A 23,895-nucleotide genomic window follows, 5' to 3' on the forward strand; every position below is an offset into this window, starting at 1 on the left:
CCAACCCGGGGCGCCCACAATGGACGCCTCTTGCACCGATGGACATGACAACGCCGGCAGCCTGTCCTCTCATGCCTACGTCGTGTTCCTGTTCTTCACCTGTTTCGCCTTTTCCTACATCGACCGCCAGATTGTCAGCATCCTCGTGCAGCCGCTGAAGACGTCGCTGCTCCTCAGCGACACGCAGATCGGCCTGCTGCAGGGGGCGACCTTCACACTCTGCTACGCGACGGCGGGTGTCTTCGTGGCGCGCCTGGTCGACCGCTCGAATCGCGTGCGGCTCAGCGCGGCCTGTGTCGCCATCTGGGCGATCTCCACCGCTATGTGCGGCACGGCGAGCAGCTTCGGCGAACTGCTGGTCTGGCGCGCGGGCACGGCCATCGCCGAGGCCGCGCTCAGCCCGGCGGCGCTGTCGATCTTCAGCGACCTCTTCCCACCACGCAAGGTCACGCGCGCTAGCAGCGTCTTCATGCTCGGGCCGTACGTGGGCGGCGGCGTGGCCCTGCTTGGCGGCGGCGCGCTGCTCGGCTGGGCAGGCCAGCCCGGCACATCGGCATGGCTGGCGCAGCAAGGCCTGCAACCTTGGCAGATGGTGTTCTTCGTGGTCGGCTTGCCCGGCCTGGCGCTGTCGGCGTTGCTGCTGGTGTCAATCCGGGAGCCGGCGCGGCGGGGCGTATCGGCAAGCCACGCGGAGGCCGCGCCACCGATCGGTGAAGTGCTGCGCGAGCTGTTCGTGCGCAACCGGTTCTGCCTGCCCTACTTCTTCGGCTATGTGGCACTCATCCTGCTGTTCTACTCGCACGCCGCCTGGTACCCGACCTTGCTGATCCGCAGCTTCGGACTATCCGCCAGCGAAGTCGGGAAGATGACGGGCCCGGTCTACATGCTCGGCGGGATGGCCGGCGTTCTCAGCGCCAGCCTGTTCGTCGGCAAGGTCAGCGACCGCGGCGCGCTGCGCAAGGTGCTGCGCATTGCCTGCGGCGCGGCCATCCTGCTGGTGCCCGCCGCCTGCGCGGCGCCGCTGGCCCCGTCGATGCCGGTGTCGCTGGCGTTGTATGGCCTGTGCGCCTACGCGGCCAGCATCGTCATGGCGCTCGCACCGGTGCCTCTGCAAATTGCCATTCCGAACCGCATGCGCGGCCGAGCGGTAGCGCTGCTGGTATTCCTGACCAACGCCATCAGCGGCGGCCTGGGCCCGTTCGCCGTGGGCTCGATCAACGAGTGGCTGGGGCATCCGAAGTCCGGACTGGCGATCGCGCTGGCTGTCGTCGGCACAACGGCTGCCACGATCAGCGCCGTCCTGTATTTCGTCGCTGCAAGACGGGTCGGCAACGCTTCCGTCGCTGGCATCATGCTGGAAGCACAGGAAGATTGAGTATGTTCGACAGCAAGCCATATTCAGACTGGGTCGAACACGCCGGACTGATTTTCTTCTCGGGAAAAACCGGCGCAGGCCCGGACGGATCGATTCCGGTCGATTTTCCTGCCCAGGCCTCCAATGCAATGTCAAACGTATGCACCGTACTGAGAGGTGCGGGCTGCGAGTGGCGTGACGTGATAAAGGTGACCGTATTCCTCGCGAACATGAGTGACTACGAGAGCTTCAACACCACTTACGCCGAGCACCTTGGCAGCGCAGTTCCCGCTCGCTCCTGCGTGGCTGTGGCGGGCCTTCCACGGGGCGCTGCGGTCGAAATCGAAGTGGTTGCACGACGGACCTGGGCATGATGAAGCAGGCGACGGCAGCAACGCCGTCGGTCCATCGGAGTTCGTACCTCCGGCCTCTATCATCATGGTCTCAAAGTATCGATGAAAGCGGGACGGACTCCCTATATAGGGTTGGCCAGAGGCGGTCGGAGTTTTTGGGGCAGGCGTCCGTCCAAGACTGGTCATTAAGGGTCGTTGGTCCCGGCGATCACAAGGGCGTTGGAATGTCGACTTCCGCCAAGCTAACGGACTTTCGAGGACAAACGGACGACCGCCTGGCGCCATATTTCGACTCGTTCGAGGCTGGGTGTCGGCTGGCGACTTGCTATGGCTTCATGGCGTGACAGCTCGTCCTGCGGCTACAGCCAATGCCAGATGCCTGCCGCCCGACCGGTGACCGGGGTATGTGCCCAAGTCGCTACGAGCCAGACGACGAGGCCGCCCAGAAGCGCATGCAAGCCGAAGCCGCCCGGCCGGGCACGGCCAGCGACAATCGCCGCGAATGGCCAGTAGCTCGTCTTCGACTCCCATGCGGGCCAGAGATCCGGCTGGAGCCGCTCCTTCTTCCGGTCCTGCAATGCGGCGCCGACGAGCGCGAGGACGACAATAGCCGCTGCGACTATGATGTTCTTGGCCACTGGGAACACTGCGACGTGGCACAGCCCCCAGAGTGCGAACGACCACATCATAGGGTGGCGCGTCACCGCATACACGCCGCGCGCCGCCTCGGGAAACGAGCCGGGCCGGCCGCCTGTCGGAAACGCCGGGTTGCGGATCAGAGAGCCCATCAGCAGGATCGACGCGATCAGCATGAACGCGGTCGCAACCACCCAGAGCACGTTTCCTACCGGCCATAGTGGTGCCGAAAGGGGCGCCTTTTCGTAGGCTATGACCATCCACCCGAGCGTCAAGACCGCAACCAGCGAATAGACGCCGAGAAATCCCACTTCGCCAAGTGTCCGGACCAACCGCCCGCGGAGCGAATGGGACAAGAGAAAGTGGCTGCCCACGAAGGCCACTGCCGCCGCCGCGACTGTGTAAGTGCTTCCCATTACCCAGCTCCTCAAGTCATATTGCCGAGCCAACGCTTCAATCGCCAGCCCGGCACATCCCATCGCTGCACCCCGCGGTTTCTTCCACGAGGATTGTTCGACGCCTGCCGATCGTCCTTGTAGCTGCCTTATTCGCCGCTCGGCAGCAGTCCGGTCGTTCGTCTGCCCCCGCTTTGGCGCGATCTCCATTTAGCGCTTTCCCTTAATGTCTTTCCCCAAGTGCTACTGATTGCAGTAGTGGCCATACTGGTGGTTCGCCGTTTCGCGTGGCGATCACCTTGACTCATGGAATCTGCCGCCATGCTTGCAATTGTTGCTTGGATCACCTGCTCCTTCGCGGTTGGCCTTTTTGCCAACGCACTGGGACGCTCCGGCGCCGCATGGTCTATCTTCTCGTTGATTCTGAGCCCGTCGCTTGGGCTGATGGTGGTCGCCGTGCTCGACCAGAAGTGGACCAGATCCGCTCGCGTGATGACTGCTATTGCACCTGCAGCGGTGTCACTGCCCGTATAGAAGGCCGGACGGAGGTCGCAGGCCGCAACTGCCGACAGAGTTTAACGTTGTCCCGCACGCCACGCTGAATGCGTGTTGCCTCCCCGCACCGGGCCGGGCCCTGCTTAACGCCGAGCCAACGGGCACAGGGGGTGACGGAGGTCCAGTCCCGGAAAAGCACGCCACCGAGCGTCTGCAAGCAGTGCCGACCAGCCATGGTTCCCAACTCAAGCATGCCGCCTGTCGATAGAATTGACCTTGGAACAACATAGGGGCGAAGCCATGTTCAAGCACGTATTGGTACCCACCGACGGTTCTGACCTTTCCGGGAAGGCCGCTGCCGCTGCAATCGAGTTTGCCAAGGCAATGGGCGCAAAGATTACGGCATTCACTTGCATGAATGAGTACCCCTTCCTGACATCGTCCGACTCAGGCCACCAGACCCGCAAGGCGTTCGAGGAGCATGCAGCGATCGAGGCGAGGGCGAGGCTCGATCTGGTCGTGACCGCCGCGCAGGCGGCTGGCGTTGCCTGCAGCACCGATACGGCGATCACGACGACGCCGTACAAAGAGATCATCGAGGCCGCCAAGCGCCACGGCTGCGACGTGATTTTCATGGCATCGCATGGACGTCGCGGCCTTGAGGGACTACTGGTGGGCAGCGAAACGCAGAAGGTGCTGACGCATTGCGCGATCCCTGTCCTGGTGTACCGCTAGCGTGGATGGCCACGGGTGGAGGGCTACTGCCGCTTCGCCCTTGTCCTTGCTGCTGGCGTCTGTACGCCCTGCTGGCACTTTTCGCTGACCCTCAGCGGTCTCTTCACGCCGGCGCTCACCCTTGTCGCCTACAGTAGCGGGCCACCTCTGCCGGTCCGTCTGCTCCGCGAGCACGACCGCGCCGGCCTGAGGCCGGCCGCCGGACCGACCATGACCGTGACCGGCCTCATCTCGACCAATGCGGCTTCAGTCTGAAGTGATAGGCAAAAAACTGGCCGGGGTCCTAGCGCACATTGGCAAAGCAGCCGGTCCCGGTCGCGCGAAGCGCATCGCCGTCGCGTACGACAAAGAGTGCGTCGAGGCGCCGGCGCTGGGCATAATCTCGCCCCGCCTGCGCGCCGAGCACCAGCAAGGCTGTCGCGTAGGCGTCCGCGTCCGCGCATGTCGATGCAATGACCGTCACCGACGCAACGGAACTGCACAGTGGCGCGCCGGTTCGGGGATCCATTGTGTGCGAGACACGCGCACCGTCAATATCAGCCCAGTGGCGATAGTCGCCGGAGGTCGCTATGGCGGCGTTGCTCAGTTCGATCACGCCCATTGCGGCGTGCCACTCGTAATCCGGGGCCTCAAGCGCAATCGCCCACGGTGACCCATCCGGCTTGCTTCCGCACGCGCGCATTTCGCCGTCGATGCCGACAAGCCAGGAGCCAATCCCGTGCTCGCTCAACACGCGTGCAAGTTCGTCGACGCCGAATCCCTTTGCAATGCCGCACAGATCCAGTGCAACGGGTCCCCGCCTGCGCACCCGGCACCGTTGCACGTCCACGTCGATCAGTCCGCTCACAGACGGGCATGGGCTCGCCTGCAACGTGTCCACCGCGCCAGGACGATGTGCATGCTGCGCGCCCGATGGCCCAAAACCCCACATACCGACAAGGTCGCCGACGCCGATGTTGAAGGCGTTGTGCGTATCGCTGCCAATCTCCAACGCTCGTGCGAGCAAAGCCGCGAGATTCCTGGACACCGGCACCCAACAGTCCAGCTCGGCACGATTCAGCCGCGACAGGTCGGAGCTTTCCATCCAGTTCGACATCTGCCCGTCAACCGCACCAACCGCCGCAGCAAGCCGCGCCGCCAGTTCTATTTCATCCGTGTTCGGCAACGCATGGAAGGCCGCCGTGTAGCGGGTTCCCATCGTCGCTCCACTCACGCGCCAAAGCTTGAGTTCGGTGTCTGGCAACGCCTCAATAGACATCTTCGACATAGCGTCCCTGCGCTCTCAGTTGTGCGACGGACAAGCCCGTATCCGTCAGAATGCTTTCCCACGCCTGCGCGACACCCTCCGCCATCCTGCGGCCGCCGCACACCATAATTTGCGCGCCATGCATAACCAGGGTGCGCAGACTCCGTGAATCGGCGACAAGGCGCTCCTGCACATAGCTCCGGCTTCCGGAACGTGAGAAGGCAGTCGTGAGTGCTCGCAGCCGCCGGTCGGCTACGAGGTGCCTGAGTTCGTCGCGGTACAGGAAGCCATCGTCAGCATTGCGCGCACCGAAATACAGGTGCATCGGACGGCGGGCCGCATTGTGCCGGATGAAACCGATTAGCGGACCAATCCCGGTACCGGCCCCAATCAGGATCACGGGCGCGCTTCCGGCACCCGGGCGAAAGCACGCGTGCGGCCGCATGAATGCCTCAATCGTGTCGCCGGGCTGCAGGCCTGTGAGATATCCGGAGCACAAGCCGTACGGATGACGCCGCACGCAGATCTCGACCAGCTCGTCCGCGGTCGCGCTCGCGAGCGAGTAGTACCGGGGCGAGGTGGCGCCCGGCGGCACGACGCCGAGCAAATCCCCCGTCTCGAACCGAGGCAGCCGCGGCCGTAGCAGGGTAGCCCAGGATCTTGCCCCCTCGGCGGGCATGAACCGCAGCACCGAAGTCATGTCCTCCGGATCCGCACCATAGTCGTCACGTGAGACGAGCTTGAGCGGTATCGTGGGCGGCAGCAATGGTGTGTAGCGGATATCGAGCGACACGCCGAGCCTTTCGGCGAGCCCCGTGCACCACTGCCGGAATTCGGGTTCAGATTGCCGGTCAACCGTGCCCGGATCGGTCAGTGCTTCTAGCCCCCTGGCAGTCAGCGCCTCATGAACCGTTCGCGCATAGCCGCAAAAGTGAGGAAACTGGCGGTCGCCGAAGCCCAAGACCCCGAACGCCACCCCGCCAGGGATCGTCACGCGTTCGAGCTTCGGCAGGAAGCGTATAGCGCTCTCCGGTGCATCGCCGTCACCGTAGGTCGCAGTCAGGACAAGCAGATACCGCAGGCTGCGGCCGGGTGCAAAATCGTTCATCGGAGCAACATGCACGCGAAGGCCAGCCTGTGTCAGCGCTGCATGCAGCGCCGAAGCAAAGCCCCACGTGCTATTACCCTCGGTACCCACCAGCAACACGGAATCCGCGTCGCGTGCCGGCACGTTGCCGGCGAGCTTGGGCATGGCCCGTCGACGACGCAGCCACAGCAGCACTCCGGTTACGGCCAGCAATGGCACCGACGCCGACGATGCGCCGAGGATCAGCCCGAGCCACCATAGCCCTTCGCCCGTGTGCAGCATGCGGACAACCCCATGCGCACGTTGCCAGGCGTCGGCCGGCTGAAAGGCAAGCCATCTGCCTGACGATGGATCGATATAACCGGCGCCATCCGTCGTATTCACTTCGAAGATGCTATTCGGGTTGGCCGCGTTGGCAAACGTCAACTGGCGCAGACTGGTGACATCTATTGCCAGTGCGGGCATCTGCCGCAGTGGCATCGCGGGCGTGGTGACCGCCGGCACCTTGAGGGCGGGCTCCTGCGCGCCGCCCTCCGGAATCACGCCGAACGTCGTCAACGACATGACAACCCCAGTCATCGCCGACAGCGTGAGGCCGGCAAGCGCGGCTCGTGCAGTTTCGTTATGCAGCCGCTGCAACCCGTCACCCCGGATCGGGGCCAAAATATGCGTCCACCCGCCCATCCGGCGTGCGAGCAATACAAGCCCGGATAGCGCCGCGAACAGCATGAAGGCAGCAGTCGCACCTGTTGCAATCCGGCCAGCGTCACCGAGAAAGAGCTTGCGGTGCAGGTTCTTCAGCCAACGCTCGGCAGGCGAGGGGCGATAATCGCCGACAGCCTTGCCGGTAGCGGGATCAATGATCGATGCACGCTGTTCGCCGCCGGCCTGGTAGTGCGCGATGATCGCCCCTGAAGGCCGGCGTGTGAGTGTTTCGACGTCAGGCACCGAGGTGATCACGCGGCTGGCGAGCGTTGCAACACTCAGCGGAGCCAGGCCTGGGCGGACAGCACTTGCGTGCTCAAGTGCCGGATTCACTGATAGCGCCGCGCCTGTCAAGGCGACGATCGTCATCAGCAATGCAGCGACGAGACCGGGAATTGAATGGAGCTTGCGTAACATCGGGCACCTCCTCGCCTGCCCCTGGTTACAGTGAATAGCGGAACGACTTCACATAGCCGCTCCCCTTGACCGTCTTGTTCGCGCCCGAGCTGGTCAACGGCATGACGACCTCGGACGGGTACTCTTTCATGTCCTCGACCGCAGTGTCGATGTGGACCTCATATCCGGCGTCGAGCAGCGTGTCCGACAGATCCAGCGTCGCACGCAGCGTCTTGCCTGCGCCGACGCTGGCGCCAGTCATGCCGTCTACCTTTGCGGTGCCGCCCGTGGCGCGGTACCAGTCGCGCAGATGCCGGTAGTACTTGGCTTTGCGCCCTGCCACCCACAGCGTGCCCTGGTACCGTCCGGCGCGATCGGTGACATACATGGCAACGTAAGCGCCATCTCCCCCATAGTTCGACAGTTGCGTTTCGAACGAAATCTGACGCGCGGATGCCAGTGAAGGCGCGGCAAGCGCACCGGCAAGCACGGCGATCGGGAATGCGTTTTTCATCTGGATTCTCCTGATTTGGGCAAAAGGGGGGCATCGCACCCATCGCATTGGCCTGCCGCTGCTTCAGCAGGGCCAACGCCGATCAGGTACGCGATACGTCGGCAACAAGGGGTCAGCGGATCTGGACTTGCGGCTTCGCGCCTGGCTTCAGCAAGCCTTCGGTGGGGGCGTCAGCCGGTGGCTTGCCAGTATTCGCATCCGGCAGGCGTCCGCGTGCTCCGCCGTGGTCGTCGTCCTCACGCTTCATGCGGACGACGTCAAGGGTGACGGGATCAAGTTTTGCCTTGAAGCGCCGGCCATCGGCATCATGCCCCTTGACCTCGTAGCAACCGTCGTCGATCCTGAGCCTGTCGATCTGCCAGCCTTTTTGCTGCGCCATCGTCCGGACGGCGTCACGCGGCTTCCAGGCATTGACTGGCGCCTCGCAATCGTCGCTGTCGTGCGCCTGTGCGGGATGGATGCCGACAGCGCCGACCAGTGCAGACATGGTGAGCACCAGGCTTCTGGCCATTCTCAGGTGTTTCATGACTAACATCTCCCGTTCGCATCTCTGGACTCCACAATGCACCTGAAACCTGAAGCCAAGCTTGCAGACACAGGAAATTTTCTTCATGTTCGCGACAGGTTCGCGTGGCAAAGTCACGCGAGACACCCATCAGGAAGATATTAATGAGAGTCCTTCTCATCGAGGATGAGCCTTGGCTCGGGGAGGCCGTTCGCGACCAGATCGAGAGAGACGGACATCCGACCGACTTCGTGGCCAGCCTCGCCGAGGCGCGCCGGCACCTTGCGGCCGCCAACTACGACCTGATCCTGCTCGATCTGCTGCTTCCCGACGGTAGGGGGCTCGACTTCCTGCGAGAGCTTCGCGCGGGTGGATCAACCGTGCCAGTCATCATCCTGACAGCGCTCGATCAGGTGTCGAACCGCATCGCCGGCCTGAACGCCGGCGCGGATGACTATCTCGTCAAGCCGTTCGACCTGTCCGAGCTTTCCGCACGGGTGAGCGCGGTGTCGCGCCGGTATTCGGGCAATCCGAATCCTCTGGTCAAGCTCGGCGAACTGCGTATCGATACGGTGGGGCGCAGCGTGATGCGCGGTGCCGCGCGCATCGACCTGACGGCCAGTGAATGGACGCTTCTCGAAGCGCTGATCCAGCATCCGGGGATGATCGTATCAAGGAGCCGGCTGGAGGACCGCCTTTATTCCTTCAACGAGGAAATTGGCAGCAACACCATCGAGGTACATATGAGCCGGCTGCGCAAGAAGCTTGGTGCCGATGTCATCGAGACCTTGCGTGGGCTCGGCTATCGGCTGAAGCCAGGCTGACTATGCTGCGCAGCCTGCAAGGCCGACTCGCGGCAGCACTGGTTGCAGGGCTCGCTGTCCTGTCGCTCGCGGCCGCGGCCGCTTCATTCCACGTGCTGCGCCACGAAGTCGATCGGATGTCGGACAGTGCGTTACAGGAGACCGCGCAGCGCCTGTTGCCGCTCGCCATCATGGAAATCGTCGGGCGCGATGCGGATGGCGATGACGATGGCAGCCGCCGTATCGCAGCCGTTCGCCCACACGACGAATTTCTGACCTACGCGGTTCGCGATGACAGGGGCAGACTTCTGCTGCGATCGCACGACGCCGACATGGCCATCTTCCCGCCTGACTTGAAAGCGGGCTTCACTTCTACGGCGTCGCACCGGATCTATGCCGAGCCGGGCTTGCAGGGCACGATCTCCCTGATGATCGCGGAGCCGCTCGCAACGCGCCGGCATGCGGTGATTGAAGCCGCGCTCGCGGTCGCCAGGATCCTCATCCTGTTTCTGCCAGTGGGCCTGTGTGGCATCTGGCTGATTGTCCGCACCGGGCTACGGCCAATCCGGCGCTTCTGCGGTAGCATCGCTGCACGTGGGCAGAACGACCTGACACCGCTCGAAAGGAAGGAACTGCCGACGGAGGTCGCTCCGATCGCCGACGCGGTCAATGACCTGATGGCTCGCCTGGACCGCGCGCTGGCTGCGGAGCGCAGCTTCACTGCCAATAGTGCGCACGAGTTGCGCACACCGATCGCCGCGGCCCTCGCCCAGACGCAGCGCCTCATGGCCGAAGCCCCTTCCGACCGAGTGCGAGAGCGAGTACAAAACGTCGAACGGGCGTTGCACGCGCTGTCCCGGGTCAGCGAAAGACTCATGCAACTCGCGAAGGCGGAAAATGGACGCGTGCTCGGGGACGCGCCGCAGGATCTTCGACCGGTACTGGAACTTGTCGTCGAGGATTTCCGGCGCGTGGCCTCTGCGAACCCGATCCAGCTTGACCTGCCCGACCAGCCCGTTCCGTCGTGGATGGATCAGGACGCGTTTGCCATTGTCGTGCGCAATCTGGTCGAAAATGCTCAAAAGCACGGCTCGCCTGGGCAACCTGTGGGGATTTCGCTATTGGCCACCGGTTCGCTTACTGTGAGGAATCACGGGCCAGTGCTGCCGGATGATGAACTTGAACGTCTGACAAAGCCTTTCGAGCGTGGCGCGACCGCGGCCAAGGGCAGCGGGCTTGGCCTTGCTATCGTCGAAGCGATTGTGCGCGGCGCCGGTTCGTCCCTTGAGCTACGCTCCCCGGCTCCGGGCTGGCAAGACGGCCTGCAAGTAAGCATCGACCGTTTGCTTGTTGCGCCAGCGATGCAGAAGCGCGCGTGAGCCGGCCTGGCGACATCGATTGCGAGGCGTTGTTCCGGGCACCCACGGCTCTACCGACAGGTGCCCCCGAATCGACGGTTCCCGCGCACGTTGCTTCGTCAGTCACGGTGGAGAAGACAGTCTCCGTGAGCGTCGCCAACGCAAGCGTCGCTCATGCAGCAGGCATACCCAGTCCACTCTTGTGAAAAGGTACACGACCGCCAGAAGAAGCAACTGCGAGAGTACGAAGTACAGACCGAAATAGGCCCCGTCAAGATCCGTGTCCAGATAGCGCGAGCCCACCTGGGCCAGATGCGTCCACAAAAAATAGCTGATGAAGCGTCCGGCAAAGAACGGCAGCCCAATCATCCAAAGCCGCATCCCTGTGAGGCCGTAGGCAATGAAGAGATAGTTCGAGGGGAATGGGCTGAAGGCATAAGCAAGCATGAACCCCACTGTCATGCTTTTGCGGCGCCCCAGCCACTGACCAACTACATCGATGTTCCGCCTGTCATCCTCACGCATCCAGCGCTGGCGCACAAGTGTAAAGGCCATCTGAGCCAAGACGAGGCGGCCGGCAGTCGCTGCACATGCCGCTGCAAGCGCCAGAAGAGCGGGGTTGGCCTCCGGCAGTGAAAAGCCTATCCATGACATCACCATCCAAGTCGGCGGTGCAAAGGCTGGCATCAGATTCAAGCCAAAGACCACGACGGCAAGGACAAGCAAGCCTGCGATATCGCTCATCCCCGTTCTCCCAAAACAAGATCAAGCTCATCTTCTTGCGCGCAACGCTGCTTCAGGATGGCATCGAGTCCATAGAGGAGCCGCTGTAATTTCCGCGCGCTCGTCTCGTCAGGCCCGTTCAACGGCAAGGCTGAGTTGACAAGCAATGCAGTATTGAGGAAGCGAAAGCCGAAGCGCATGTCCGCACCTAGCCAGAGATGCACCTGATTATCTCTGTGAGAACAAATCGCAACGTTCCTCATACCAGTTCCGCCAGTTTCATTTTGTCGGTTGACCACAAGGTTTCATGCCACCTCGACCGGATCAACGTGCGTCATTACGTTGAGGACATCTTTGCGGCCCATCACTCGCCGTCTCGCCTCAAGCGCAATGTCATGTCCCTCTCTCACGCTTGCCGCCGCATTGATGTCAAGGTGGACGTCCACCAGGATCATGTCACCCATCTTCCTGGTCCGCACATCGTGGGCACCAAGCACGCCTGGTGTTTCGAGCATGGTCTTGCGAATCGCAACTACCGTCTCCGCGTCGATCGCGCGATCCATCAGGTCACGCAGGGCATCCCGAGAAAACTGCCAACCCATCCTAGTCACCATCAGGCCGACAACCAGTGCCGCGATCGGATCCAGCAGGTGGTAACCCAGCGTATTGCCCAGGATTCCCACTGCCACCACCAGCGAAGACGCCGCATCAGACCGCGCGTGCCAGGCATTTGCAACCAGCATGCTCGACCGGACCCGTTCGGCGATCGCCAGCATATAACGAAACAACAATTCCTTGGTTGCCAGCGCACCAAGGGCAACCCAGAGCCCTATTATTCGTACGGGTTGTATTGAATCCGGGTGCTCAAGCTTGAGTACGGCGTTCGATAGCATGCCGACGCCGACCACGAGCAAAAGAAGTCCAAGTATCAGCGAGGCAGCAGTTTCGAAACGCTGGTGTCCATAGTGATAGGCTTCGCTGGGCGCCTTCTTGCTATGGTGGCTGGCATACAGGACAACGAAGTCCGAAGCCAAATCCGAAAGGGAATGGATTGCGTCCGCCACCAGCGCCTGGGAGCCAGCAAAGATACCGGCGGCAACCTGGCCGAGGGTCAGGCCGATATTGACCGCAACGCTCACGAGCGTGCTTCGTCTTGCCGCAGCCTGACTGCCTGGCATTTCGTCCGTCTCAGGATTCAATCCATCTTGCCTTTGCATTGACAGTGCCTTGTGATTCGACGACAAGCCAAATATTAGCGCCTGCGCGACACCTCAACCAACCTTGGCCGGCGGCGGCAACCATGGAAGACAGCCCTTATTCGCACACGGCTCCAGAGCAAGCGCACCGGAACGCCGGCACCATACACTAAGCGCAATCCGCGGCAACGGTGCGGCCGTTGCGAAACATCGGCGACGTTGCTTGAGCGGGCTCAGGGATCACAACCCGCCCCGACAGCAATCCCAATCAAAGTCGGAGGTTTCCCTGCGCGGGCATATACGGTAGACCCGCAAGTTGGACAAAAGAATGTTTCGAACGTACCACCTGTAGCAGTCGGCCTCTCATAGCGAGTCGCCTCGCCTATGATCTCGACGCAATCCTCTGAGTGGTAGGCCAATACGCCGAACGGCGACCCGCTTCGCCGCTGACAGTCTCTGCAATGACAGGCGACTACCAATGAGCTCGGGCCTGGTAAGCTCACGGGACATCACGCCGCTCAATCCATGCTTGAGAACCTCCTCCAGGATCGCCGACGTCGAGGCAGGTCGTCTGGTGCGTGTGATGGAAGACTGGTGCCCCACCTTCCCCGGCTACCATGCGTTCTATCCAAGCCGCCGCCAGTCCTCGCGCGCCCTCAGGATCGTCATCGACGCCATCCGCTACCGCGCGGATGGCGCACGCGGCTAGGCTTGCACTAGCTGGCCCCGGATCGGCAGCGAACGAATCCGCTGGCCAGTGGCCGCGAAGATTGCGTTGCACAGCGCCGGCGCCACTGGCGGCACGGGTGGCTCGCCCACGCCTCCGGGCGGCACGTCGAAGTCCCCGCCGACCAGCCACGTGTGGATGGCGCGTGGTGCCATCTGCGAACGCAGGATTTCAAAGTCGTGGAAGTTGCTTTGCTGCACGCGGCCGCCCTGGAACGAAATCTCGCCCAGCATCGCCAGGCCGATACCCATCACGCACCCGCCCTCAACCTGGGAGCGGATACGTTCCGGGTTGACCTGCGGGCCGCAGTCGATGGCCATGTCCACGCGCGGGATCGTGATCTGGCCCTTGTCGTCCACGACCACCTCTACCACTGTCGCCACATAGGTCACGAAGCTGTACGCCATGGCAATACCCAGGCCATGGCCCTTCGGCAGTTTGAGGCCCCAGCCAGACCGGCGCGCCGCTTCCTCGATCACGCGGCGCATGCGACCCGTGTCGAGCGGATACAGGTCGGGCGACTCGCCGTAGTTCCAATTGTCGGATAGCGCCGCGGGATCAATCTTGCGCGGTGGCCCGATCAATTCCAGCAGGTAGTCCTTCGGGTCTCGGCCCGCCTGGTGCGCCAGTTCGGCGATAAAGCTCTGCACCGCGAACGCATGCGGAATGTTGGACACCGAGCGGAACCAGCCGATGCGCGTATGCGCCGGCACATCGGCCGACTCCAGGCGGATCGACGGAATCTGGTACGGGATGTTGATGGCCGTCATCGCGGCCTCGAAGTCTGCCTTGCCTTGCGCACCGGTCTTGAAGGTGGAGCCGATGGTAGGCGCGGCGGATCGGTGCAGCCATGCCGTGGGCTTGCCGCTGGCGTCCAGCACCGACTCCATATGCTCGACTGATACCGTGTGGTAGTAGTCGTGCCGGATATCGTCGTCGCGCGTCCATTGCAGCTTCACCGGCGTGCCGCCCATCGCCCTGGATACGAGCGCGGCCTCGGAGATGAAGTCCGCCATCGACTTGCGTCCGAACCCGCCGCCAAGCAGCGTCAGGTGCACCGTCACGTCCTTGGGATCCAGCCCGACATGCTTCGCCACGCTCTCCAGTGCTCCCTGCGGGGCCTGCGAAGGTGCCCAGATCTCGCACTTGCCGTCGACAAAGCGCGCTGTGGCCACCGGTGGTTCCATCGACGCGTGTGCAAGATGCGGGATATAGTACTCGGCCGAAACCTTGCGCTGGCCATGGCCCGCCGACAGCGCCGCAACGGCATCGCCGTCGTTGCGCAGCGCCTTGCCCGGCTGACGCGCCGCAGCTTCGAGCGCGCGACGGAACACGGCCGAGTCATAGCTCGCGTTCGCCCCATGGTCCCACTCGAGCTTGAGCGCGGTACGGCCCTGCATGGCCGCCCAGGTATTGGTGGCGACCACCGCCACGCCGCCAACAGGGTTGAACAGCGGAGGGCCGTCATATCCCTTCAGTTCCACGACGCGGAGTACGCCCGGCACCTTCAGCGTCTCGGTGCTATCGACCTTGCGCAACTTGCCGCCATAGACCGGCGGGCGGGCAATGACCGCATAGACCATACCGGGCAAACGCACATCGATACCGTACCTGGCCTTGCCCTGTGCAATATCACGGCTATCCGCCGGCATGATCTTGCCTTTGCCGATATAGCGGAACGCCTCTGGCTTCTTGAGCCGGAGCTGATCGTGCGCCGGCACTGGCTGGCGCATGGCGCCCTCGGCCAGTTCGCCGTAGCCAAGCCGGCGCCCCGTCGGCACGTGAATGACTTCGTGGTTGCGCGCTTGCACCTGGGCCGCAGGCACGTTCCACCGCGCGGCCGCGGCGGCTTCCAGCATCTGGCGCGCCGATGCACCCACGCGGCGCATGGGCGCCAGGAAATGCCGCACGCTGCGCGAGCCGTCCACGTTCTGGTTGCCATAGCGGGCCTCGTTGGCATCGGCCTGCACAATCTGCACGCGGCTCCAGTCGGCCTCCATCTCGTCGGCAACCACCATGGGCAAGCTGGTCCGCACGCCGGTACCCATTTCGGCGCGATGCGCGACGATGGTCACGGTGCCATCACGGGCAAGCGACACAAAGACCAGCGGATTGTCCACGACACCACCGGGCATCGACGCGGCGCCATACTTCTTCGCGGCATTCACCTTGGTGATCAGGCCGCCGAACCCCACCGACAGTGCCAGCGCGGCTCCCGCCTGCAAGAGCCGGCGGCGCGCCGGCCGTTCCAACGGAGCCCTATCGGTGCGCATCATGCCTCGGCGTCCGTCTTGTTACCGGCAAGCCGTGAAGACGCCAGCCGTACCGCGGCGTTGATGCGCGTGTAGGTACCGCAGCGGCAAAGGTTGCCGCTCATGGCGGCCACGATCTGCGCGTCGGTGGGTGTCGGATTGTCCCTGAGCAGTGCCGTTGCGGTCATGATCTGGCCCGCCTGGCAATAGCCGCACTGCGCCACGCCCAACTCCACCCATGCGTCCTGCACGGTCTTGCCGACGCGGTCCGTCTCCATGGATTCGATCGTTCGCACCGGCTTGCCGCGCAGTGCGGAGATGGGCGTCACGCACGAGCGCACCGGCTGTCCGTCGACATGGACCGTGCAGGCACCGCACAGCGCCATGCCGCATCCGAATTTCGTGCCGGTAAAACCCAGCGCGTCGCGCAGCGTCCAGAGCAATGGCGTGTCTGGGGACAGTTCGACTTCATGGACCTGGCCGTTGATCATGAGGGATGTCATAGCAGAAAACGTGGCAGGTGTTCGCGGGATGGTAGCGGAGAAACGCGGCGCGATTATGCGCGCTATCCAACATACGGCCATGAATGACGCTCATCAATCGCTTTTCGCCTCGGGCCGCTCGCTCGCAGCCGGGCTTGCATGGATGACGGCGCGTGCCGAGACGGCACAGGCCAAGGAATCTTAATGAGAATCCCGTCTCCAGAACCGTGCCACCTTCGGAAGGCCGGTACTGGCCGTCCTCTGCCGCTCGTCGTTATATACACTTGAATGGCATCAGGCGTCGGCTATGCAGGATCCATGGCGAGACAGCCGTTACGTCCTGGGCAAGAGCGCATGATCAGCAACATTCAGTGAGGGGCGCAATATGGGCGTACAGCTAAACCACACGATCGTCTGGTGCAGCGACAAGCAGAAATCAGCGATGTTCCTCGTGGACATCCTGGAGCTTCCCAGGCCCATTGAGTTCGGGCAGATGCTGGTCGTTCAACTCGACAACGGCGTCTCGCTCGACTTCTTGGAAAGCGACGGCGCGATTTCCATGCAGCACTATGCGTTCCTGATCGGCGAGGACGAATTCGATCGCGTCTTCGCTCGGATTCGCGACAGAGGGCTTCAGTACTGGGCCGATCCCAGCAAACAGCGTGCAGGCGAAACCTATCTGCACAACGGCGGGCGGGGAATGTATTTCGACGATCCTGACGGTCATTTCCTTGAGGTCATGACTCGCCCTTACAAGATGGGATCCTGACGGATTGAAGTGCAATGGGGATAGGCGCCGGCGAGCATCATCGCCGACAGGTTCGAAGAAGTCTTTGGAACTACGACGCATCGTCGACGATGCCGCACGCTGCCCGGATCTTTGCGATCAGCTCGAGCAGCAGTGGCGCATACCGGGCCACGTCACGCCTTTTCTCGCGGGGCTCGTGGGGGAAGCTGATATTGAGGCCATACCACTGATGGTCCGGGCCGCGAAACGCGGCGCCCACCGCGGTCAGGTGCCCGGGCTGGTAGTTGGCGGTGCAGTAGCCCAGTCTCTGCGCCTGGCTGATGCCGCGTGACAGCGCCTTGCTCACAGCAGGCCAGTCCTCACCTACTTTCCGTTCGATCCGCGCCAGGAACTCGGCACGCACCGCCGGCGCTTCGGCGGCAAGCCAGGCCATGCCGATCGAGGCCTGCTCCATCGGGATACGCGTGCCGGGCGCCACGCGCCGCGTACGCGAAACGCTGTCGCCACTGCAGCGCACCGCCGCCAGGTAGACCATCGCGGCCTGGTCCGGCACGGCAAGGCCGACATTGACCATTTCCGTTTCGGCAACCCTGCGCATCAACGGCAAGGCGATCTCGGGCACCTCCACGGCATGGAAGAAGGCGTCAGCCAGGCTGACCACCACGGCGGCCAGACGGTAGGCGCGTTCGGTGGTGTCGTAGCGCAGGAACCCGCTGTCCACCAGCGAGCGCGTGAGCCGGCTCACCGTCGGCCGCGGCAGGCCAGTGCGCGCAGCAAGGTCCGCATTGGTCAGGCTCGAAGACCCGATGCGGAACGCGCGCAGCAGCATCAGGCCGCGCTCCAGCGACTGACTGCCTTCGGTCTGCCGCGTGAAGCAGCCCGTGCTGTGCGTCAGTTCTCGGCTCGACGGTGAAGCGGGTCGGGATGTGGCCATGGCGGGGAACGCGGCACCGTACGTACATGTCCTGCGGCACCGCAGCGAATTTCGGATTCTGAAATTGTAGTGTAGCGCAGCGGCGCGGGCCAGCGAATACTGGTTGCATTCTTCACGCCCTGGAATGCTTCGACATGACCTCTGCTTCCCCTGTCATCACGCTAAGCCGCGACGCGCACGTTGCGCAGATCGAAATATCCCGCCCACCCCATAACTTCGTCGATGCCGACGTCATGCAGCAGCTCGCCGAGGTACTGCGGCAGCTCGATGAAGACGACAACTGCCGCGCCGTGGTGCTGGCCTCCGGCGTCGGCACCTTCTGCGCCGGTGCCGATTTCAGCGGCGCCGGGAGCGTCTCGCGCGACCCGTCGGCATTCTATGCGCAGGCGATGAAGCTGTATCGCAACCGCAAGCCGGTCGTCGCGGCGGTGGAAGGGCCGGCAATCGGCGCCGGCCTGGGCCTTGCACTGGTTGCCGATTTCCGCGTGACCTGCCCCGAGGCACGCTTCAGCGCCAACTTCAACCGCCTCGGCTTTCATCCCGGCTTCGGCATGAGCGTGACGCTGCCGCGCCTGGTGGGCGAGCAACAGGCGGCACGCCTGTTCTACACGGGCATTCGCATCGGCGGCGAGGAAGCCGTACGGATCGGCCTGGCCGACGAACTGGCGGCGCAGGAAGCGGTGCGCGCCCATGCCCTCGCGCTGGCGCACGAGATTGCAGCTTCGGCGCCGCTGGCCGTGGAAAGCACGCGCGAGACGCTGCGGCTTGGCCTGGCCGACCGCATTATCGAGGCCAACCAGCGCGAACTGTCCATCCAGCGAGTGCAGTTCGCCACCGCCGATTTTCGGGAGGGCGTCGCCGCCATGGCGGAACGCCGCATACCCGTGTTTCACCGTCACTGAGGAGGGATCGATGCAAGCACGTAAATCCGCCTGTGCCGGCCCGCTCGACGGCATCCGCGTGCTGGACCTGACGTCGGTCGTACTCGGGCCGCTCGCCACGCAATCGCTGGCCGACCTCGGCGCGGACGTCATCAAGATCGAAGGCCCCGAAGGGGACCTGATGCGTGCCAACGGCGTGTCGCGCAACGCGGGCATGAGCTCGATCTATCTGGCGCTGAACCGCAACAAGCGTTCGGTGGTGCTGGACCTGAAGACCGAAGCGGGCGCGGCGGCCCTGCGGCAATTGATAACCGGCGCGGACGTGTTCATCCACAACATGCGCGTGGCCGCCATCGAGCGCCTGGGCTTCGGCTATGACGCCGTGGCAGCCCTAAACCCGCGCATCGTCTACTGCGTGGCCACCGGCTTCGGCCAGGACGGCCCGCACCGCGACAAGCCCGCGTTCGACGACATCATCCAGGCTGCGTGCGGTCTCGTTTCGCTTGGCGCCGCAGCCGGCAGCCGGCCCGAGTACGTGCCGAGCCTGATCGCCGACAAGACCACCGGCATCGCGCTGGCCAACGCAGTACTGGCGGCACTGCTGCATCGCGAGCGCCACGGCGAGGGGCAGGCCGTTGAAGTACCGATGCTGGAGACCATGGCGAGCTTCGTGATGGCCGAGCATCTTGCCGGGCTGACCTTCGATCCCGCGGCAGGACCGGCCGGCTATGCGCGGCTGCTGCAAGGCGGCAGGCGGCCGGCGCGGACCGCCGATGGCTGGATCTGCGCCCTGCCCTATACGGATCGACACTGGAAGGCGTTCTTTCGCGCCGTGGACCGCGAGGACCTCGCCGAGAAGTACAACATCGCCAGCCGCGCCGAGCGCAACACCCACATCCGCGCGCTGTACCAGCACTTTGGCGACATCACACCCGACCGCACCACGGCGCAGTGGATGGCGCTGTTCGAAATACTCGATATCCCCGCCACGCCGATCTATACGCCCGACGAACTGCCATCGCATCCGCATCTGAACGCGGTGGGGCTGTTCCAGTCCACCGTGCATCCGACCGAGGGGCCTTTGCGCGAAATGCGTCCGACGGCCCGCTTCTCGGCCACGCCGCTAGCCCTGCGCCGACACGCACCGCTGCTGGGCGAGCACACCGGGGAAGTGCTGCTCGAGGCCGGCCTGGCGCCATGCGATATCGATGCGATCGCCGGCACCCGAAACAATTGAAAGAGGAGACCACGCATGCACTTCGTACTCGATGAAGAACACCAGATGCTCAAGGACCTGGTTGGGCGCTTCGTCCGCGAACAACTGATTCCGCTCGAACCGGCCGTGCTGGCGCGCGAGGCTGAGGGCGGGCAAATCACGCTGACCCCGCAGGAGCAGCACAGGCTCGACGGGATGTCGCGCGAGCTCGGCCTGTGGGGGCTGGACGCCCCCGCCGAGATGGGCGGCGCCGACTTGCCCGTGGTGGCGATGGTCGGCGTCAACGAAGAGCTGGGCAAGACGATCGCGCCGTATGACCTGCCGCCCGATTCGCCAAACCTGCGCATGCTGCTGAAGACCGCCGATGCGGCACAGCGCGCGCGCTATCTGGAGCCTTACGCACGCGGCGAAGCCGTTTCCGCGATCGCCATTTCCGAGCCTGGCGCTGGCGGCGATCCCGCCATGATGACGACGCGCGCCGAGCGCGACGGGGACAACTGGGTGCTCAACGGCCGCAAGATCTGGATCAGCCGCGCCGCGCGCGCCGACTGGACCATCGTGATGGCCGTCACCGACAAGACGCGCGGCGCGCGCGGCGGCATCTCCGCCTTCCTCGTCGATCGCGGCACGCCCGGCTTCAAGGTGGAGCGGCGCATTCCGATGATCGGCGGCGCTTCCACCTACGAGGTGGTGCTGGAAGACTGCCGCATTCCTCACTCCCAGCTGCTGGGCGTGGAAGGACAGGGCTTCGCGCCAATGCAGACGCGGTTGTCCAGCCGCCGTGTGCAGATGGCGGCCTGGTGCATCGGCCGGGCGCAACGCGCGCTCGACATGCTATGCGAATACGCACCGCAGCGCCGTACCTTCGGCGCCGCGCTGGCGGACCGGCAAGCCATCCAGTGGTGGGTGGCCGACGCCGCCACGCGCATCCACGCATGCCGCCTGATGACCTACGAGGCCGCGGCCCGCATCGACAACGGCGACGAGGCGCGCACCCAGGTCTCGATGATCAAGGTGTTCGCCACGGAAATGGCATGGGACGTGATCGACCACGCGATGCAGGCATTCGGCGCCATGGGCATGACCAAGGAAATGCCACTGCAGCAGATGGCCAATGAAACCCGGCTGATGCGCATCTACGAAGGCCCGTCCGAGGTGCACCGCTGGGTCATCGCCCGCGATCTGCTGGGGCTCAAGCACTAGCGTGCGCGGCTCCGGCACCCCACTGACGTACCCATACCGGCGGCAGATACCGCCGGACGCATGACAGGAGACAACATGACCACCACCCTCAGCGCTTCGCGGCGCCGCTTCACCTTGCTTGCGGGCGCGGCGTGCGCGGCCGGCCTGGCCAGCCTGCCGCTGCCCGGATGGGCGCAAGCATTTCCCAGCCGGCCGATCCGCTTTATCGTGCCGTTTCCGTCCGGAAGCGGCACGGACATGACCGCGCGCATCTTTGCCAAGAAGATCGGCGATCTGACGGGACAGGGCGTGGTGGTGGAGAACAAGCCCGGCGGCAACGGATTTATTGGCGTGCAGACGGTGCTCGGTGCGCCCGCCGATGGCTACGCGGTGTTCATCGGCAGCAATTCCACGCTCTCCACCAACGCCGCCACGTTCCGCAAGCTGCCCTACGACCCGCTGACCGACTTCAAGCCGATCACGCTGCTGTCGCGCGGGCCGTGCCTGATCATCGTGCCGGCAAACTCGCCGTATCGGACCCTCGGGGAGCTGGTGGAGGACGCCCGGAAGCGACCTGGGGCGCTCAACTATGGCACTGGCTCCGTCTCTTACACGTTGTATAGCGAGTGGCTGAACGAGCAGAGCCGCATGAAGACCACCGGCGTCCCCTACAAGGGCGCCGGCGATGCCGTCAACGGTGTGCTGGCCGCCAATGTCGATTTCGCGGTGGTGGACGCCAGCGGCGCCATCGAACTGGTGAAGTCCGGAAAGCTGCGCGCGCTGGCCTTCACGGCGCCCCAGCGCTCGCCGTTGTTGCCGAACGTGCCAAGCGCAGGCGAGGCGGGCGTGCCGAAATTCCTGGCCTACAACTGGGTGGCGGCGGCCGTGTCCGCCAAGACGCCCGCGCCGATCGCGCAACGGCTGGGCGAGCTGTTCGCCCAGGCTGCAGCGTCCGCGGAGGTCAGGGAGTACTACCAGCGCCAGTCCACATCGCTGATTGTTTCCACGCCTGCGGAACTGCACAGCTACCAAAGGGAAGAAATCGCCAGGTGGAAGCGGCTGGCGGCGACTGCAAAGATCGAGTTGCTATAGAGGGGATGGGGCCGGGGGACGCGGATCGCGACCCGCCTTGCGCACCCATGCGCGAACGGTGCGCCTTGGGCCAGGCGCGGCATTGATTCGGCGCAAACCGCTCATATCCTGGCTTATGTCTGTTTCCGCACCGACCTCATGACATCCGCCGCGCGCCAATACGTCGAGAACCAAAATGACGCATTTGGCCACCTTGCGTTAGTGGCGCTAGAGCAAAAGCCTCCTCGAAAGCGGCGCGTTGCTCATCCGACATGGCGGCCCCCTACAAAAGATTGCTCTATTTATAGAGGCATTAGCGGATAGTTTTAAGGCCTTTGTTTGCCTGGCGACACTGTCGGCCATATGCAAAGCCGTCCCCAGGGCCGACGAGTCGTCCACGAGTCACGTCGGAGTCTGACCGCTTGACCTTGAAAACCCCTGAGGGGCGGAAACGGGGGTCGGCAGCCTCCGATACCCCCGTCGGCCCTAAAACGTTGAGCCGACGGCGGAGTTGGCCATGAGCGGTCGTTCCATCGAGTTCTCAAACGGACATTCGAGCGGCTGCTTCGCCCAGGAAGCTGTCGTAGGTTAAGCGCGCGATCCAGAGGCCATAGTGGGTCTGTAGTTGCCTCTGGCGCCAGCACGCCCGTGCGCGGGTTGGCCAACGTCAGAGTCGGGCTGCGGATTCATCGGTCGATGCACCAGCTTGATGGAATCGTTCAGCCGGTATGCGACCCACCAACAGACTGCCTGCATGCTACAGTCACCTGCCTTACGCCATCTAGATGGGTATGCCGCATTTTCGGATGTCATATGTTGATTCCGGCAACATCGCGTGCTCTGACACGCCAAGCACATTCCTACGCCCACCGAGAATTAACATGACAATTATCAGAGCAGCGCTCCTTGGCATGATGCTGGCAACGGCGGCGTCCGCACATGCAATACGTTGCGAAGGCAGTGGCAAGACTCTTTACACCGAAAATTCGGCATGCCCAGATGGCTACGGTATCGTTGATGGCTCTCCCCAAGGCAGCGTATCGGTCATTGGAAAGAGCGAGCACGTGCGTAAAGATGAAGCGAGCTTCCTGTCTGATCGCGCATTGGAGCGGAAGACAATGCGCGGTCACGAAGCCAGAAGCAAGGGAGACTCTGGCGTAGGCCAATCCCGCGCCGCGGTGTGCGAATCCCTGGCTAATCAAGCGAGATCTGTTGACGCCACGATGGAACAACCGAATGATCCTCACGCACTCCGTGCCTTGCGAAAGATCCACCGAAACATCCGAGACGAGCAGCAACAAAATGACTGCTAGTCCACTGAACCAGAAGAGTCGCACCGGATGCGGCGCGTTGGATCGGAGTGCTTCTATTTCAGCGGAGCGGCCAGCTTGTTGTACTGACGGATGGAGCGCATGAGCTTTTTGTCGAGGTCCTTCGTACGGGTGAACACGCACGCGTGATGACGTCATGCTCGATACGGGCAAACCAGTTCTAGACCTGATTCAGCCACGATGAGTACGTGGGGGTGTTTGCATCATGACGTTCGGATGGTCAGCCAGAAACGCTTGAACCGCGTCGGTCACGGTGAACCCATAAAGGAAAAGCCCCGCCGGCTTTCCCGGCGGGGCTTCTTGCGTACCGTAGACGGTCGACTTAGATCGGTTCGATCTTGGTCGCGGCCGGGCCCTTCTGGCCTACACCAGCCACATAGCGCACTTTCTGGCCTTCCTGGAGCGACTTGAACCCGTTGCCTTGAATTTCGGAGAAATGGGCGAACAGGTCATTTCCGCCTGCATCAGGCGTAATGAAGCCAAAACCCTTTGAATCGTTAAACCACTTTACAGTACCGGTTTCCATGTGAGGACTCCTTAAGAATTCTCGCCGAGCCGAAAATGCAGGCG

At 63.5% G+C, this 23,895-nt stretch carries 25 protein-coding genes; 13 read left to right on the top strand and 12 right to left on the bottom strand.

The annotated features are described in order from the left end of the window. The first annotated feature begins 19 nt into the window (after nt 1-19). Both CupriaWKF_RS09850 and CupriaWKF_RS09855 read left to right on the top strand, forming a co-directional pair. Nucleotides 20-1,375, top strand: coding sequence for an MFS transporter (locus tag CupriaWKF_RS09850; RefSeq protein WP_276100745.1), 1,356 nt, complete (start codon nt 20-22; stop codon nt 1,373-1,375). A 2-nt stretch (nt 1,376-1,377) separates the two neighbouring features. Beyond that, entirely contained in the window at nt 1,378-1,728 is a 351-nt protein-coding gene (locus CupriaWKF_RS09855) for a RidA family protein (RefSeq protein ID WP_276097721.1), read from the top strand. 338 nt (nt 1,729-2,066) lie between these two features. On the opposite strand, the gene CupriaWKF_RS09860 is transcribed toward CupriaWKF_RS09855, so the two are convergent. Next, nucleotides 2,067-2,759 carry an NnrU family protein gene (locus CupriaWKF_RS09860; protein ID WP_346348603.1) on the bottom strand — a complete coding sequence of 231 codons (693 nt, stop codon included), beginning with the start codon at nt 2,757-2,759 and terminating at the stop codon, nt 2,067-2,069. 300 nt (nt 2,760-3,059) lie between these two features. On the opposite strand from CupriaWKF_RS09860, the gene CupriaWKF_RS09865 reads away from it, so the two are divergent. Together CupriaWKF_RS09865 and CupriaWKF_RS09870 are read left to right on the top strand one after the other, a co-directional pair. After that, nucleotides 3,060-3,272, top strand: a complete 213-nt coding sequence (locus CupriaWKF_RS09865) for a hypothetical protein (protein WP_276097723.1) — start codon at nt 3,060-3,062, stop codon at nt 3,270-3,272. A gap of 261 nt (nt 3,273-3,533) precedes the next feature. Beyond that, nucleotides 3,534-3,968, top strand: coding sequence for a universal stress protein (locus tag CupriaWKF_RS09870; protein WP_276097724.1), 435 nt, complete (start codon nt 3,534-3,536; stop codon nt 3,966-3,968). A gap of 283 nt (nt 3,969-4,251) precedes the next feature. On the opposite strand, the gene CupriaWKF_RS09875 is transcribed toward CupriaWKF_RS09870, so the two are convergent. The 4 genes from CupriaWKF_RS09875 to CupriaWKF_RS09890 form a co-directional block, all read right to left on the bottom strand. Further along, nucleotides 4,252-5,235: an FAD:protein FMN transferase gene (locus CupriaWKF_RS09875; protein WP_276097725.1), complete on the bottom strand. Its 984-nt coding sequence runs from the start codon at nt 5,233-5,235 to the stop codon at nt 4,252-4,254. Further along, nucleotides 5,216-7,423 carry a PepSY domain-containing protein gene (locus CupriaWKF_RS09880; RefSeq protein ID WP_276097726.1) on the bottom strand — a complete coding sequence of 736 codons (2,208 nt, stop codon included), beginning with the start codon at nt 7,421-7,423 and terminating at the stop codon, nt 5,216-5,218. The genes CupriaWKF_RS09875 and CupriaWKF_RS09880 overlap by 20 nt, the downstream gene beginning before the upstream one ends. A 25-nt stretch (nt 7,424-7,448) precedes the next feature. After that, nucleotides 7,449-7,916 (bottom strand): DUF2271 domain-containing protein, encoded by a 468-nt coding sequence (locus CupriaWKF_RS09885; RefSeq protein ID WP_276097727.1) that lies wholly within the window; start codon nt 7,914-7,916, stop codon nt 7,449-7,451. A 112-nt stretch (nt 7,917-8,028) separates the two neighbouring features. Further along, nucleotides 8,029-8,442 (bottom strand): PepSY domain-containing protein, encoded by a 414-nt coding sequence (locus CupriaWKF_RS09890; RefSeq protein WP_276100746.1) that lies wholly within the window; start codon nt 8,440-8,442, stop codon nt 8,029-8,031. 143 nt (nt 8,443-8,585) lie between these two features. On the opposite strand from CupriaWKF_RS09890, the gene CupriaWKF_RS09895 reads away from it, so the two are divergent. Further along, nucleotides 8,586-9,245: a response regulator transcription factor gene (locus CupriaWKF_RS09895; RefSeq protein WP_276097728.1), complete on the top strand. Its 660-nt coding sequence runs from the start codon at nt 8,586-8,588 to the stop codon at nt 9,243-9,245. 2 nt (nt 9,246-9,247) lie between these two features. After that, on the top strand, nt 9,248-10,603 hold the full coding sequence (locus CupriaWKF_RS09900; protein WP_276097729.1) for a HAMP domain-containing sensor histidine kinase: 1,356 nt from the start codon (nt 9,248-9,250) through the stop codon (nt 10,601-10,603). 102 nt (nt 10,604-10,705) lie between these two features. Here the strand turns inward: CupriaWKF_RS09900 and CupriaWKF_RS09905 are convergent, their stop codons facing one another. The 3 genes from CupriaWKF_RS09905 to CupriaWKF_RS09915 all read right to left on the bottom strand — a co-directional run bounded on the left by CupriaWKF_RS09905 (nt 10,706) and on the right by CupriaWKF_RS09915 (nt 12,522). After that, nucleotides 10,706-11,326: a hypothetical protein gene (locus tag CupriaWKF_RS09905; protein WP_276097730.1), complete on the bottom strand. Its 621-nt coding sequence runs from the start codon at nt 11,324-11,326 to the stop codon at nt 10,706-10,708. Continuing rightward, a complete protein-coding gene (locus CupriaWKF_RS09910; protein ID WP_276097731.1) occupies nt 11,323-11,505 on the bottom strand; it encodes a hypothetical protein in 183 nt (60 codons plus the stop codon). The genes CupriaWKF_RS09905 and CupriaWKF_RS09910 overlap by 4 nt, the downstream gene beginning before the upstream one ends. 105 nt (nt 11,506-11,610) lie before the next feature. Beyond that, nucleotides 11,611-12,522, bottom strand: a complete 912-nt coding sequence (locus CupriaWKF_RS09915; RefSeq protein WP_276097732.1) for a cation diffusion facilitator family transporter — start codon at nt 12,520-12,522, stop codon at nt 11,611-11,613. A gap of 508 nt (nt 12,523-13,030) precedes the next feature. Between CupriaWKF_RS09915 and CupriaWKF_RS09920 the strand changes: the two genes are divergently transcribed. Continuing rightward, entirely contained in the window at nt 13,031-13,210 is a 180-nt protein-coding gene (locus CupriaWKF_RS09920; RefSeq protein WP_276100877.1) for a hypothetical protein, read from the top strand. Here CupriaWKF_RS09920 and CupriaWKF_RS09925 read toward each other — a convergent pair. After that, nucleotides 13,207-15,504 (bottom strand): molybdopterin cofactor-binding domain-containing protein, encoded by a 2,298-nt coding sequence (locus tag CupriaWKF_RS09925; RefSeq protein ID WP_276097733.1) that lies wholly within the window; start codon nt 15,502-15,504, stop codon nt 13,207-13,209. The two genes, CupriaWKF_RS09920 and CupriaWKF_RS09925, sit on opposite strands and share 4 nt — an antisense overlap. After that, nucleotides 15,501-15,983, bottom strand: a complete 483-nt coding sequence (locus CupriaWKF_RS09930) for a (2Fe-2S)-binding protein (RefSeq protein ID WP_276097734.1) — start codon at nt 15,981-15,983, stop codon at nt 15,501-15,503. The genes CupriaWKF_RS09925 and CupriaWKF_RS09930 overlap by 4 nt, the downstream gene beginning before the upstream one ends. Nucleotides 15,984-16,347: 364 nt before the next feature. On the opposite strand from CupriaWKF_RS09930, the gene CupriaWKF_RS09935 reads away from it, so the two are divergent. Continuing rightward, nucleotides 16,348-16,731, top strand: a complete 384-nt coding sequence (locus tag CupriaWKF_RS09935; RefSeq protein WP_276097735.1) for a VOC family protein — start codon at nt 16,348-16,350, stop codon at nt 16,729-16,731. 70 nt (nt 16,732-16,801) lie between these two features. On the opposite strand, the gene CupriaWKF_RS09940 is transcribed toward CupriaWKF_RS09935, so the two are convergent. Next, the gene (locus CupriaWKF_RS09940) at nt 16,802-17,644 is read right to left on the bottom strand and encodes a helix-turn-helix domain-containing protein (RefSeq protein WP_276097736.1); all 843 of its coding nucleotides are present in this window, start codon (nt 17,642-17,644) and stop codon (nt 16,802-16,804) included. Between the two features lie 134 nt (nt 17,645-17,778). Between CupriaWKF_RS09940 and CupriaWKF_RS09945 the strand changes: the two genes are divergently transcribed. From CupriaWKF_RS09945 to CupriaWKF_RS09965, 5 genes are all read left to right on the top strand, one after another. After that, nucleotides 17,779-18,546, top strand: coding sequence for an enoyl-CoA hydratase/isomerase family protein (locus CupriaWKF_RS09945; RefSeq protein WP_276097737.1), 768 nt, complete (start codon nt 17,779-17,781; stop codon nt 18,544-18,546). A gap of 10 nt (nt 18,547-18,556) precedes the next feature. Beyond that, nucleotides 18,557-19,762: a CoA transferase gene (locus tag CupriaWKF_RS09950; RefSeq protein WP_276097738.1), complete on the top strand. Its 1,206-nt coding sequence runs from the start codon at nt 18,557-18,559 to the stop codon at nt 19,760-19,762. Between the two features lie 15 nt (nt 19,763-19,777). Continuing rightward, entirely contained in the window at nt 19,778-20,944 is a 1,167-nt protein-coding gene (locus CupriaWKF_RS09955; RefSeq protein ID WP_276097739.1) for an acyl-CoA dehydrogenase family protein, read from the top strand. Nucleotides 20,945-21,019: 75 nt separating this feature from the next. Further along, the gene (locus CupriaWKF_RS09960) at nt 21,020-22,015 is read left to right on the top strand and encodes a tripartite tricarboxylate transporter substrate binding protein (protein ID WP_276097740.1); all 996 of its coding nucleotides are present in this window, start codon (nt 21,020-21,022) and stop codon (nt 22,013-22,015) included. A gap of 860 nt (nt 22,016-22,875) precedes the next feature. Beyond that, on the top strand, nt 22,876-23,307 hold the full coding sequence (locus CupriaWKF_RS09965) for a hypothetical protein (RefSeq protein ID WP_276097741.1): 432 nt from the start codon (nt 22,876-22,878) through the stop codon (nt 23,305-23,307). A gap of 340 nt (nt 23,308-23,647) precedes the next feature. On the opposite strand, the gene CupriaWKF_RS09970 is transcribed toward CupriaWKF_RS09965, so the two are convergent. Continuing rightward, complete coding sequence (locus tag CupriaWKF_RS09970; RefSeq protein WP_010812830.1) at nt 23,648-23,851, bottom strand: cold-shock protein; 204 nt, start codon at nt 23,849-23,851, stop codon at nt 23,648-23,650. Nucleotides 23,852-23,895: the final 44 nt, after the last annotated feature.

It is taken from the genome of Cupriavidus sp. WKF15, from assembly GCF_029278605.1.
Lineage (GTDB): Bacteria > Pseudomonadota > Gammaproteobacteria > Burkholderiales > Burkholderiaceae > Cupriavidus.

Bases quoted from the DNA above. Each gene is read 5' to 3' on its own strand.
- CupriaWKF_RS09945 (WP_276097737.1), top strand. From the start codon at position 17,779: ATGACCTCTGCTTCCCCTGTCATCACGCTAAGCCGCGACGCGCACGTT.
- CupriaWKF_RS09970 (WP_010812830.1), bottom strand. From the start codon at position 23,851: ATGGAAACCGGTACTGTAAAGTGGTTTAACGATTCAAAGGGTTTTGGC.
- CupriaWKF_RS09860 (WP_346348603.1), bottom strand. From the start codon at position 2,759: ATGGGAAGCACTTACACAGTCGCGGCGGCGGCAGTGGCCTTCGTGGGC.
- CupriaWKF_RS09875 (WP_276097725.1), bottom strand. From the start codon at position 5,235: ATGTCGAAGATGTCTATTGAGGCGTTGCCAGACACCGAACTCAAGCTT.
- CupriaWKF_RS09895 (WP_276097728.1), top strand. From the start codon at position 8,586: ATGAGAGTCCTTCTCATCGAGGATGAGCCTTGGCTCGGGGAGGCCGTT.
- CupriaWKF_RS09960 (WP_276097740.1), top strand. From the start codon at position 21,020: ATGACCACCACCCTCAGCGCTTCGCGGCGCCGCTTCACCTTGCTTGCG.
- CupriaWKF_RS09935 (WP_276097735.1), top strand. From the start codon at position 16,348: ATGGGCGTACAGCTAAACCACACGATCGTCTGGTGCAGCGACAAGCAG.
- CupriaWKF_RS09900 (WP_276097729.1), top strand. From the start codon at position 9,248: ATGCTGCGCAGCCTGCAAGGCCGACTCGCGGCAGCACTGGTTGCAGGG.
- CupriaWKF_RS09890 (WP_276100746.1), bottom strand. From the start codon at position 8,442: ATGAAACACCTGAGAATGGCCAGAAGCCTGGTGCTCACCATGTCTGCA.
- CupriaWKF_RS09915 (WP_276097732.1), bottom strand. From the start codon at position 12,522: ATGCAAAGGCAAGATGGATTGAATCCTGAGACGGACGAAATGCCAGGC.
- CupriaWKF_RS09910 (WP_276097731.1), bottom strand. From the start codon at position 11,505: ATGCGCTTCGGCTTTCGCTTCCTCAATACTGCATTGCTTGTCAACTCA.
- CupriaWKF_RS09885 (WP_276097727.1), bottom strand. From the start codon at position 7,916: ATGAAAAACGCATTCCCGATCGCCGTGCTTGCCGGTGCGCTTGCCGCG.
- CupriaWKF_RS09880 (WP_276097726.1), bottom strand. From the start codon at position 7,423: ATGTTACGCAAGCTCCATTCAATTCCCGGTCTCGTCGCTGCATTGCTG.
- CupriaWKF_RS09865 (WP_276097723.1), top strand. From the start codon at position 3,060: ATGCTTGCAATTGTTGCTTGGATCACCTGCTCCTTCGCGGTTGGCCTT.
- CupriaWKF_RS09940 (WP_276097736.1), bottom strand. From the start codon at position 17,644: ATGGCCACATCCCGACCCGCTTCACCGTCGAGCCGAGAACTGACGCAC.
- CupriaWKF_RS09850 (WP_276100745.1), top strand. From the start codon at position 20: ATGGACGCCTCTTGCACCGATGGACATGACAACGCCGGCAGCCTGTCC.
- CupriaWKF_RS09855 (WP_276097721.1), top strand. From the start codon at position 1,378: ATGTTCGACAGCAAGCCATATTCAGACTGGGTCGAACACGCCGGACTG.
- CupriaWKF_RS09955 (WP_276097739.1), top strand. From the start codon at position 19,778: ATGCACTTCGTACTCGATGAAGAACACCAGATGCTCAAGGACCTGGTT.
- CupriaWKF_RS09905 (WP_276097730.1), bottom strand. From the start codon at position 11,326: ATGAGCGATATCGCAGGCTTGCTTGTCCTTGCCGTCGTGGTCTTTGGC.
- CupriaWKF_RS09925 (WP_276097733.1), bottom strand. From the start codon at position 15,504: ATGATGCGCACCGATAGGGCTCCGTTGGAACGGCCGGCGCGCCGCCGG.
- CupriaWKF_RS09965 (WP_276097741.1), top strand. From the start codon at position 22,876: ATGACAATTATCAGAGCAGCGCTCCTTGGCATGATGCTGGCAACGGCG.
- CupriaWKF_RS09870 (WP_276097724.1), top strand. From the start codon at position 3,534: ATGTTCAAGCACGTATTGGTACCCACCGACGGTTCTGACCTTTCCGGG.
- CupriaWKF_RS09930 (WP_276097734.1), bottom strand. From the start codon at position 15,983: ATGACATCCCTCATGATCAACGGCCAGGTCCATGAAGTCGAACTGTCC.
- CupriaWKF_RS09950 (WP_276097738.1), top strand. From the start codon at position 18,557: ATGCAAGCACGTAAATCCGCCTGTGCCGGCCCGCTCGACGGCATCCGC.